The sequence below is a fragment of the Tissierella sp. genome (assembly GCF_031460495.1).
Taxonomy (GTDB): Bacteria; Bacillota; Clostridia; order Tissierellales; family Tissierellaceae; genus JAVKTS01.
In genome coordinates, this window is sequence record NZ_JAVKTS010000005.1 from 192619 (window position 1) to 202563 (window position 9945).

The window sequence follows — 9945 nt, forward strand, 5'->3', positions numbered from 1 at the left end:
TTCTCTACCTCGTTTGTTTTGCAAGATTTCTAAATAAATTCTCTACCTTTGGGTACATTGCCTTTAAGAAAAATAGGAAAACTATAAAGGAACATAAATATTTAAGTGGTTCTGGCAAGGTAAAGAGAAATCTATTTGCACTTTCAATGCTGCTATCAATTCTATTATAATTAATAGCAGGTTCAAATCCAGGCATTAACCATAAGTTAGTTAGATATCCAACTCCAAATGCAAAGATAGAGATTACTACACCATATATAATAGCAGTTTTTTTACCAATCATCTTATATATACTTAATAGTTCAGGGATATTAGTGGCTGCTCCTGCCATAAGGAAGGTAATTGCAGCACCAGGTGAGGCACCACTAGCAATTAATGCAGCTATAAATGGAATGTGTCCAACGGCACAGACATACATTAATGCAGCCAGAACTGCCACATTCCAAAGAGATAACATACTAGGATTTCCTAAATATTTCTGTATAAATGAATCTGGGAATACAGTTAAAATGAATCCTCCAAACAACATTCCCCAAACAACATATTTACTTAATACTGTAGCTAAATCATGTATTGCCCAATGCATACCTGACTTTAACTTTTCTAAAAAAGGGATCTTCTCTGCTTGCTCTAATGACATTGATATTATTTCTTCCTCTAAATCAGGTTTACTTATTTCATTACCACAGAATTTATTACCTATTATACCTATAATAAAAGGAAGTAAGAATCCTGCAGCTATGTTTATCATGGTTAACTCCTTTCCTAAGAGTCCAAAGCTAAGTATTAATGCTATAGGGTTTAGGGCAGGAGTAGATGCCATAAATGCCAGCGTAGGGCCAACATAAGCTCCTGAATAGTATAAGCTAATACCAAGTGGGATTGTACCACAGCTACAAATAGGTAAGCACATACCTGAAATTGTTACCTTTAGTATAGAACTAATTTTAGTATTCCCTAAATGCTTGTGAAATCTCACTGGAGATATAATATCATGAAGAAGTCCCGCAATTATGTAACTAAACACCAGCCAACTTGAAGTTCCATTAAGTAGATTAATAGAAGTTAATAATATATCTTTTAAAAAATCTAATATTAACAATTATAAGTCACCTCCATTTTCTAATTCTTCAACAGCTAAAGCTATTTCCTTTTCAATAATATCCTTAGATATTCGTTGAATCTTTTTCTTCTCGTTAATAATAAGAGTTCCTCTAAAGATAACTCCATACTTTTTTATATACTCCATATTCTTGCCTGCATAGTAGATTTTGACTTCTACCTTGTCTTTGTACTTAGCTGCAGCAACCTCTACAGCACGGGTATGACCGTCACATCCAGATCAAGTATTTATAAATTCAACTAAAATCTTATCCAAAATATCCCCTCCAGACTTTTAAATAAAAAAGCCCGTATTAAACGGACCTTGTTACTCTAGAATGTAATTACTTGGTCAAGATCTACTGAACTAAGGGCACCATACAATACTGGGAAGCAACCGATAGCAGCACCTTGTACAAGATTGTTTTCTATTTGTCTTTCAATTGCACATTGATCACAAGCCAAAAGTATCATGCCAGTATCTTCGTGTAATTTTTGAAGTCTTTCCCCAATATCAGTGTCCTTTAATAATAAGAAAGTATTATCAAATACGAAAAACATACCTACTACTTCTGCTCCATGGTTACCGGCTTCTAATTGTGGAATTACCATGTCTCTTAAAATAGTTCTTGCATTATCAGAACTTATTACATATGCTACCTTCATTGAAAAATCCCCCTTCTATCCTTTGAAATCCTTTAAATAATATCATAATTGAAGAAAAATTAACAATTAAATTATCCTATAGAAGAAGAGTCAGTTATTAAAAATATCTATTTCACAACTATGTAACAAAGTGGTATTCTAGACTAGATAATTTGAGAAAAGAGGGGTTTTATGGAAGAAGTTCAATATAGATACTATACTAACGAACAATTAGAAATAGATAGCATAGATAGTAAACTATCAAGGGAAGAGAAAAAAATAAGAAGATACCTAATGAATTATGTGATTGACAATGGACAAGCACTTAATATAAGTAATTCATCTAAAATTGCTAAAGATTCAGAAATGATAGATGAAGAAGTAGATAATGTATTAGATAGCTTGTTTGAGAAAAATGCAATAGTAGCAGATGAAGAAGGATATATCAATTTTATATATCCTGTTTCTGCGATTCCTACAAATCACAAAGTAAGACTTGCTGATGGGAGAGAGTTTAGTGCTATGTGTGCTATTGACGCTATGGGCACAGCATTTACATTCAAACAAGATGCAGATGTGGAGTCTAAGTGTAGCAATACTGGCGCTGATATTAAAGTAAGTATTAGGGGTGGTAAAATTAGTAGATATGAACCAAGTGATCTCCATATACTTCATGTAGACTTAAATAAAAATGCAAATTGGTCTGGTAATTGCTGAAATATCATGAATTTCTTCTGTACGGAGAAAGATTATAATTTATGGGTTGAAGAAATGAAATTAGATGAATCAGGTATATTTTGTCTAAATGCTGAGGAAGCTATAATAGTTTCAAAAATGCTATTTAGTGTAACTGATATATAAAAAAAGAGTATATCCCCCCTAGTTTTTGTCAATCCTAATGATAAGAACTAGGGGGTGCTTTTTTATGCTAAACTTTCCAATTAAAAATAAAGAAAAAAGTGAAATGCTAGAAAATATAAGACTAGCTCACAAACAATGGGAAGAAAAAATAAATTTTTTTCAATCAGTTACTGATCCTGATTTAATTGATTATGCAATATTTGAAATGGAAGCTTCTAGGCTTAAGTATATTTATCTTTTTAAGCAGTATAAGAGTGAATTAGCAAATGAAAAAATAGTTGAAAATGCAATTAGTTAACTCATGGCTAGTACAAAAAAATGTAATATTTCCTCTCCTACTTTTATAGATATAGTATAATAAGAGTAGGAGGGATAGAGATGGGACTAAATACAATTTTTTATTATGCTATTGGCCTTATTCTACTATATATACTAGGTATTTTTCTTGTTTGGCCAATTAAGAAAATATTTAAATTGATAATCAATGGAATATTAGGTGGAGTAACACTATTGGTATTTAACTTTATAGGGGGTTTTTTCGGACTAGGTATTGCTATAAACCCATTAAATGCCATTATAGTGGGATTGCTAGGAGTGCCAGGGGTAATTTTATTATTAGTTCTTCAATTAATAATATAACCCCTCAGTATAGGGGTATGATTTGCATAAAAGTACAAAATATGATATGTTTAAGAGGTATAAAAATATAATAGGTAGGGGGTATACAAATGACAGCTATAAAAATGCAAATACAAAAAAGAACGGATACGGGTAAAAATTTTGTAGACAAAATGAGAGTAAACAAAACAATACCAGCAGTTATATACAGCAAGGGAGAAGAAAGTGTACATGCTTCTGTAAATGAAACTGAATTTCTAAGGGTATATAAATTAGCAGGAAGTTCATCACTTTTAGGGCTAGAATTAGAAGGTGTAACCATACCAGCTATAATCAAGGAAATACAAAGACACCCTTTTAAAAATGAAATACTTCATATTGATTTCCACAAATTAAATATGAAGGAAAAAGTAAAGATGAGTGTTCCAATTACATTGGCTAATAGAGACTCCATCAAACTACAACCTTCAATTTTGATGCAATTATTAGATCAAATTGAAATAGAATGTTTACCTGGCAACATACCAAATGGAGCTGAAGTAAATGTTGAAGATATGGATTTTACAACTCCAATCTTAGTAAAAGATTTAGATATTGCTAAAGATGAAAATGTTGTAATCTTAAGAGATTTAGAAGATGTAGTTTGTACATTGACACAACCAAGTACAGTTAAAGATGATAATAATGAAGATGCACCAGAAGCTACAGAAGCAGCACCGGATGTAATAGAATAAATAACAAATTCAAAAACCCATATGGATTTTCCATATGGGTTATCTTAGCCCTTTTATGAGTCGCAAATACTTATCTTTTTTCCATCTCTTATTATCTTATCTTCTGATTCTAGTAATTTCATAGTCCTCGTTACAGTGCTCCTCGTAGAACCAATCATATTGGCTAATTCTTCATGAGTAAGATTAAGGTCAAGGTCATATCCTGATTCTTTTAAAGAGTTTTGTTGTATAGATAATCTTTTTAAAAGAGAAAATAGTCTTTCCTTAGTGCTTAAGTATGCATTATCATAAAGCTGTGACATGAGTATCCTGAACTTTGTAGTAATCATTAACAGGATGCTATCATATACTAAAGGATTTTCCTGCAGATAGTTATGAAAAACACTCTTATTAATCTTACAAACCTTAACATCAGAATATGTTTTTGTAATAACACGATCAGTATCCTGCTGCAACATAGTTATTTCTCCAAACATGTCTCCATTAGATAATATTAATATTGTCCTTTCAGCCCCTTCTAGGTCTAAAAAAGATTGTTTCACTATCCCATCTAAAATTAAATAGAGATAGTCCAACTTTTTAAATTCAAATTCAATTAATGTATCTTTTTCAAAATCAATGATAGTTCCAATATCTTTAAAATGCTTTAAAAGAATATTCTTATATTCATAGTTAATAGAATAGCTCTTGTTTAAATTCAAGATTTCAACTCCTTTCAAGTACTGGTAATAAGTACATTCGAAATCTGTGCTTCTAATGATATTTTATAGTAAAATTCAACTTATTACACTATTAATATAATTTATAATTGTTAGAACATTATTAAGAAAATGTATTCTAGAACACATTAATCTTAGAGCTTTTATAATATCATATAAGTAAGATATTCTCAAAATAATTAAATAGTCAGAAAAAGGAATTACAAAATTATTTTATATAATCGTAGCAATTAAATACATTTAGCTAGGTTGCCAGTTTATAACATTTATGTATTTTAATGGTCCTGCTAGCTATTTGATAATAAGGGGGGATTGATTATATAATAATGTATAATGGGTTGATTAGAACTATTTAACAAAAAAGAAATTAAATTGTCTTAAAAATTAAGGAGGGGACTAGTAATGCTTAGGAAAAATAAAGGAAAGTTAGTTTTATTTATCATCTTAATTTTATCAGTTAATTTTCTAGCTGCTTGTAGCAATAATCAAGATTCATCAGAAAAGGTTTTAAGGATAGGGGTAGTTGGACCTGAATCTGGAGGTTCGGCTCAATTAGGACAAGGTCAACGCAGGTCAATCGAATTAGCTGTAAGTGAAATAAATGAAAAGCAATTAGCAGGAGAATGGAAATTAGAAGCATTTTTTGAAGATGATGAAGGTAATCCAACTAAATCATCAAGTGCTACAAATAAATTGATTCAAGAATCTAAAACTCATGTTATTATAGCAGCTATCAATAGTTCTGCAACTCTAGCAGATATGGTTGTAACTGAAAGAGCAGGTATTCCTCAAATCACACCTGGTTCCACAGGAGCTTCCATCACTGAACAGGGAAATGAGTGGATTTTCCGTACAGCAGCAAATGATGCCTTCCAGGCAGATGCACTGATTAAGTATGCAAAAGAAGAATTAGGTTTAACTAAACTTGCTACTTTTACTTCAGCAGATGATTATGGACAAAGTGGTGCGAAACTATTAAAGGGTGCTATTGAAAAATATGGATTAGAATTAGTGGATGCACCTACTTATAATAATGGTGATAAGGATTTTAAACCTCAGTTAATTTCAGTGAAAGACAAAGGTGCGGAAGCGATTTTCTTATGGGGATTATATACAGAGGCGGCTTTAATCAGTAATCAAGTTCAACAATTAGGCCTTGATGTACAACTGTTTGGAGCAAGTGGTATGGCTAGTGCAAAATTAATTGAACTTGGAGGAGATGCTGCTCAAGGTCTAATTTTAACACAAACATTCTTACCAGATGCTGAAATTCCAAAGGTTACAGAATTTGTTGAAAAATATAAAGAAAAACATAATGAATCACCAATTCCTCACGGTGCACAAGCTTATGATACAGTATATATTATTGCAGACGCTGTAAAAAGAGCAGATAGCAGTGACCCTAAAGCTTTAAGAGATGCATTAAGAACAACTGAAGGGTTAGAACTAGTTACAGGAAATCCTAAGTTTAATGAGCAAGGTGATGATATAGGAAAGAGATTATTAATTACTGAAATAAGAGGAGACGAATTTAAACTTATTAAAGCAGTAGATACTAATTAAAGAACAATAAAAAAATATTACTTCAGAATATTTTATTTAAAGGAAGTGAAAAAGTTGTTGCAATATATTCTAAATGGATTGCCTATAGGAGCAATTTATGCTCTAGTAGCTTTGAGTTATAGTTTTATTTACGCAGCTTCAGGCGTTCTGAATTGGGCACAAGGTGATATGGTAATGTTGGGAGCTTATGTAGGCTTTACAGTTTATCAAGTCATGAATCTAGGCTTTACACCAGCTCTTCTTATCTCTATGGTCGTAGTAGCAATAGCAGGAGTATTAGTTCAGCAGTTGATTTTAAAGCCATTGAGAAAAAGAAATTCTCCAGGGGTTAATGTTATTATCGGTACTTTAGGAGCGTCAATTATCCTAAGAAATATAGCTTTAATGATCTGGGGACCTGATGCTCAGTTGTTTCCATCACCTGTAAGTACAAAACCCATCGCATCAGGAATCATGAGTATGACACCTCAAGACATTTTGATAGTTGTAGTTAGTATTATTATAATGGTGGTATTCCAATATCTATTAAAGCATACAAAAGAAGGTAAAGCTTCGAGAGCAGTTACTCAGGACCGTTATGCAGCAGTTCTTATGGGTATTAATACAGAGCGTTCTGATGGAGTAGCTTTTGCCACTAGTGCTGCATTAGGTGCAGCTGCAGGAATATTAATTGCCCCTATTTTCTTTGTAACATTCAATATGGGCGCAGGAATAGGATTGAAAGGTTTTGTTTCTGCAGTAGTTGGAGGTTTAGGATCTGTACCAGGCGCTATTACTGGAGGATTCTTCATAGGGATAATTGAGTCAGTAGCAGGTGGTCGTATAAGTTCTGGATATAGGGATGCTATTACCTTTGCTATACTGATTTTAGTCTTATGGTTAAGGCCTTCAGGGTTATTTTTGAAAAAGAAAAAACAAAAAGTATAGTTTATGGTGGTGTAAAAATGGAAAAAAACAAGAAGATTTTTTTACTAATAGGAGCTGTATTAATATTAACTCTTCCCTTTTATGTTAAGAATCTCTACTATCTTCATGTAATCAATTTAGCTGGGATCTATGCTTTAGTAACAATAGGTTTAAATATTTTAAGTGGATATACAGGACAAACATCCATGGGGCAAGCAGGTTTCTTTGCTATTGGTACCTATGTGTCAGCCTTAGCTATGATGAATTTTGATATCCCGTTTTTTGTAGCAGCTATTTTAAGTATAATTGTATCTTTAATCTTTGGATTGCTTATAAGTATACCTACTATGAAATTATCAGGTCCATATTTAGTTTTAGCTACAGTAGGATTTGGTGAAATAATTAGGTTGGTTTTATTAAACTGGACTCCTGTTACTAAAGGAGCTGCTGGACTTACAGGTATACCATATCCAGAAATATTTGGCTTACAAATAAAGACAGAACCACAATTCTTCTATTTGATATTTGCTTTTGTAGTTTTAGGAACATATATAGCAATTAGATTAACTAAATCAAAAGTTGGTAGAACTTTATCTGCAATTAGAGAGGATGAAATTTCTACAGAAGCTATGGGTGTACCTGTTGATAAATATAAAATTGCAGCTTTTGCAATTAGTGCTATGTTTGCAGGTATAGCAGGAGCTTTATTTGGATCTTTTTCAGGAGTAACTAGTCCAGACAACTTCACATTTGATGAATCTGTAGCATTTTTATGTATGTCTGTTATTGGTGGTAATAAAACAATCTTAGGTGGGATTTTTGGAGCTTTTGTTTTGACTATTCTTTCAGAGTACTTAAGGGTTTTCCAAGGAGCAAGATTGATAGTATATGGCCTTATCCTTGTATTAACAGTTATTTATATGCCAAACGGTCTAGTAGGTATATTTAATGATTTGAAAAATAAAAAAGCAAAAGTTCAATGAAAAATATGGAGTGATAAATTATGACTGATGGATTAAATATTTTGACAATAAATGGAATCTCAATAAGTTTTGGTGGTTTAAGAGCATTAGATAATGTTGACGTGAAAGTAAAGAAGAATACAGTACATGGGATCATAGGTCCTAATGGAGCTGGTAAATCAACTTTATTTAATGTTGTTACAGGAATAATAAGTCCTGATTCCGGTAAGATAACTATGGAAGGAAAAGAACTGTCAATTACTAAACCACATCAGCTTGTACCAGTAGGAATATCACGGACATTCCAAAATATAAGATTATGTAAAGGAATGACTGTTTTAGATAATGTTATGATTGGGCATCATGTTCATACTCCAGTACCTGTTTTTTCCATTCTTGTAAATGGCAAAAAAGCTAAAGAATATGAAGAAATCACTAGAAATAAAGCAATAGAGGCTTTGGAGTTTATGGGACTTGAAGATAAAAAAGATGAAATTGTTAGCAATTTATCTTACGGACAGCAGAGATTAATTGAGTTTGCAAGAGCCGTAGCTGCACAACCAAAGATCATACTTCTAGATGAACCAGCAGCAGGTATGAATCCTACAGAGAAAACAAATCTGTTAAATATTATAGATAGATTAAGGGCAAAAGGATATACACTTATTTTAATAGAGCATGATATGAAATTAGTCATGAACATTTGTGATGAGATTTCTGTACTTGATCATGGAAAGATAATTACTCAAGGAAAGCCAGAGGAAATTAGAAGTAATCCTGATGTAATAAGAGCATATTTAGGGAAAGGTGGAGATACAGATGCTGGAAATAAAGGGAATTAGCGCAAGTTACGGACCAACTAAAGTACTCCATGATATTTCCTTAAAGGCAGAAGAAGGAAAAATAACAACTCTTATTGGTGGTAATGGAGCAGGAAAAACAACTACACTAAATTGTATTATGGGAGTTGTTAAATCTCAAGGCGGCAGTATTACCTGGAAAGGTAAAGACATTACAAATCTAAAAACACCTGAAATTGTTAAGATGGGTATATCTTTAATCCCAGAAGGAAGGCATATTTTTCCTGATATGACTGTTGTTGAAAATCTCGAAATGGGTGCCTATATCCGTAAAGATAAGAAAAATGTAATAAAAGAGGATATGGATGAAATTTTCGAGACATTTCCAGTACTAAAAGCTAGATATAAACAACTAGCAGGTACTATGTCAGGTGGAGAGCAACAGATGCTTGCAATCGGAAGATCTCTAATGGGTAGCCCTGAATTAATACTAATGGATGAGCCTTCAATGGGTTTAGCTCCTATAATAGTAGACGAAGTATTCGGTATTATTGAAAAGATAAAAAATATGGGAAAAACTATTTTACTTATAGAACAAAATGCTTCAGTGGCCTTGAATATTGCTCATTATGGTTATGTTATTGAGTTAGGACATATAGCTTTAAAAGGAACTGGAAAGGAATTGTTAAATAATTCCGAAGTAGAAAAGGCATACTTAGGCTTGTAATAATAAATGTACTTTGGAATAATCAATACCCTACAGTTTTAAAGAGAATTGTAGGGTATTATATTGATTTTAGAATGAAATAGATTTTAAATTTTGAGGAGGTTTTAATGTGTCTAATGTTCATGAATTAAATTTCTTAAAAGAAAAAATTGAAGAGCTTAAAAAAGATGGTGTTTACAGAAAGTTACCTGTATTAGAAACACCAAGCCAAGCAGAAGTAATATTAAATGGCAAGAAGGTAATTAACTTATCATCAAACAATTACTTAGGATTTGCTAACCACCCAAGACTTAAAAAAGCTGCTATTGA

13 protein-coding genes and 1 pseudogene are annotated in these 9945 nt (G+C 32.1%); 10 read left to right on the forward strand and 4 right to left on the reverse strand.

Annotation, left to right across the window (positions count from 1 at the left end; all coding sequences use genetic code 11):
* Nucleotides 1-4 precede the first annotated feature (4 nt).
* The 3 genes from saoE to saoD are packed head-to-tail and all read right to left on the reverse strand — an operon-like array spanning nt 5 to nt 1767.
* A complete protein-coding gene (saoE, locus tag RIN63_RS13010) occupies nt 5-1102 on the reverse strand; it encodes an efflux transporter SaoE (protein ID WP_310445166.1) in 1098 nt (365 codons plus the stop codon).
* Nucleotides 1103-1378, reverse strand: coding sequence for a thioredoxin-like (seleno)protein SaoT (gene saoT / locus RIN63_RS13015; protein ID WP_310445167.1), 276 nt, complete (start codon nt 1376-1378; stop codon nt 1103-1105).
* Between the two features lie 56 nt (nt 1379-1434).
* A complete protein-coding gene (gene saoD, locus RIN63_RS13020; protein ID WP_310445168.1) occupies nt 1435-1767 on the reverse strand; it encodes a DsrE-related protein SaoD in 333 nt (110 codons plus the stop codon).
* 171 nt (nt 1768-1938) lie between these two features.
* Between saoD and saoL the strand changes: the two genes are divergently transcribed.
* The 4 genes from saoL (at nt 1939) to RIN63_RS13040 (ending at nt 3959) form a co-directional block, all read left to right on the forward strand.
* Nucleotides 1939-2607 carry a MerB-like organometallic lyase SaoL gene (gene saoL, locus RIN63_RS13025; protein ID WP_310445169.1) on the forward strand — a complete coding sequence of 223 codons (669 nt, stop codon included), beginning with the start codon at nt 1939-1941 and terminating at the stop codon, nt 2605-2607.
* A gap of 64 nt (nt 2608-2671) precedes the next feature.
* On the forward strand, nt 2672-2905 hold the full coding sequence (locus tag RIN63_RS13030; protein WP_310445170.1) for a DUF2508 family protein: 234 nt from the start codon (nt 2672-2674) through the stop codon (nt 2903-2905).
* An 80-nt stretch (nt 2906-2985) separates the two neighbouring features.
* Entirely contained in the window at nt 2986-3246 is a 261-nt protein-coding gene (locus RIN63_RS13035) for a pro-sigmaK processing inhibitor BofA family protein (RefSeq protein ID WP_310445171.1), read from the forward strand.
* A gap of 89 nt (nt 3247-3335) precedes the next feature.
* Nucleotides 3336-3959, forward strand: a complete 624-nt coding sequence (locus RIN63_RS13040) for a 50S ribosomal protein L25 (RefSeq protein WP_310445172.1) — start codon at nt 3336-3338, stop codon at nt 3957-3959.
* Nucleotides 3960-4012: 53 nt separating this feature from the next.
* Here the strand turns inward: RIN63_RS13040 and RIN63_RS13045 are convergent, their stop codons facing one another.
* A complete protein-coding gene (locus RIN63_RS13045) occupies nt 4013-4660 on the reverse strand; it encodes a Crp/Fnr family transcriptional regulator (protein ID WP_310445173.1) in 648 nt (215 codons plus the stop codon).
* A 420-nt stretch (nt 4661-5080) separates the two neighbouring features.
* Between RIN63_RS13045 and RIN63_RS13050 the strand changes: the two genes are divergently transcribed.
* The 6 genes and pseudogenes from RIN63_RS13050 to RIN63_RS13075 form a co-directional block, all read left to right on the forward strand.
* Entirely contained in the window at nt 5081-6241 is a 1161-nt protein-coding gene (locus tag RIN63_RS13050; RefSeq protein WP_310445174.1) for an ABC transporter substrate-binding protein, read from the forward strand.
* 54 nt (nt 6242-6295) lie between these two features.
* On the forward strand, nt 6296-7168 hold the full coding sequence (locus tag RIN63_RS13055) for a branched-chain amino acid ABC transporter permease (protein WP_310445175.1): 873 nt from the start codon (nt 6296-6298) through the stop codon (nt 7166-7168).
* 17 nt (nt 7169-7185) lie between these two features.
* Nucleotides 7186-8130: a branched-chain amino acid ABC transporter permease gene (locus tag RIN63_RS13060; RefSeq protein ID WP_310445176.1), complete on the forward strand. Its 945-nt coding sequence runs from the start codon at nt 7186-7188 to the stop codon at nt 8128-8130.
* Between the two features lie 20 nt (nt 8131-8150).
* Nucleotides 8151-8951 carry an ABC transporter ATP-binding protein gene (locus RIN63_RS13065; RefSeq protein WP_310445177.1) on the forward strand — a complete coding sequence of 267 codons (801 nt, stop codon included), beginning with the start codon at nt 8151-8153 and terminating at the stop codon, nt 8949-8951.
* Nucleotides 8929-9636 carry an ABC transporter ATP-binding protein gene (locus RIN63_RS13070; RefSeq protein WP_310445178.1) on the forward strand — a complete coding sequence of 236 codons (708 nt, stop codon included), beginning with the start codon at nt 8929-8931 and terminating at the stop codon, nt 9634-9636. Before RIN63_RS13065 ends, RIN63_RS13070 begins: the two co-directional genes overlap by 23 nt.
* A 109-nt stretch (nt 9637-9745) precedes the next feature.
* A pseudogene (locus RIN63_RS13075) lies at nt 9746-9945 on the forward strand (8-amino-7-oxononanoate synthase); the annotation flags it as partial.

Bases quoted from the DNA above. Each gene is read 5' to 3' on its own strand.
- RIN63_RS13065 (WP_310445177.1), top strand. From the start codon at position 8,151: ATGACTGATGGATTAAATATTTTGACAATAAATGGAATCTCAATAAGT.
- RIN63_RS13050 (WP_310445174.1), top strand. From the start codon at position 5,081: ATGCTTAGGAAAAATAAAGGAAAGTTAGTTTTATTTATCATCTTAATT.
- saoD (WP_310445168.1), bottom strand. From the start codon at position 1,767: ATGAAGGTAGCATATGTAATAAGTTCTGATAATGCAAGAACTATTTTA.
- RIN63_RS13035 (WP_310445171.1), top strand. From the start codon at position 2,986: ATGGGACTAAATACAATTTTTTATTATGCTATTGGCCTTATTCTACTA.
- RIN63_RS13040 (WP_310445172.1), top strand. From the start codon at position 3,336: ATGACAGCTATAAAAATGCAAATACAAAAAAGAACGGATACGGGTAAA.
- RIN63_RS13060 (WP_310445176.1), top strand. From the start codon at position 7,186: ATGGAAAAAAACAAGAAGATTTTTTTACTAATAGGAGCTGTATTAATA.
- RIN63_RS13030 (WP_310445170.1), top strand. From the start codon at position 2,672: ATGCTAAACTTTCCAATTAAAAATAAAGAAAAAAGTGAAATGCTAGAA.
- RIN63_RS13070 (WP_310445178.1), top strand. From the start codon at position 8,929: ATGCTGGAAATAAAGGGAATTAGCGCAAGTTACGGACCAACTAAAGTA.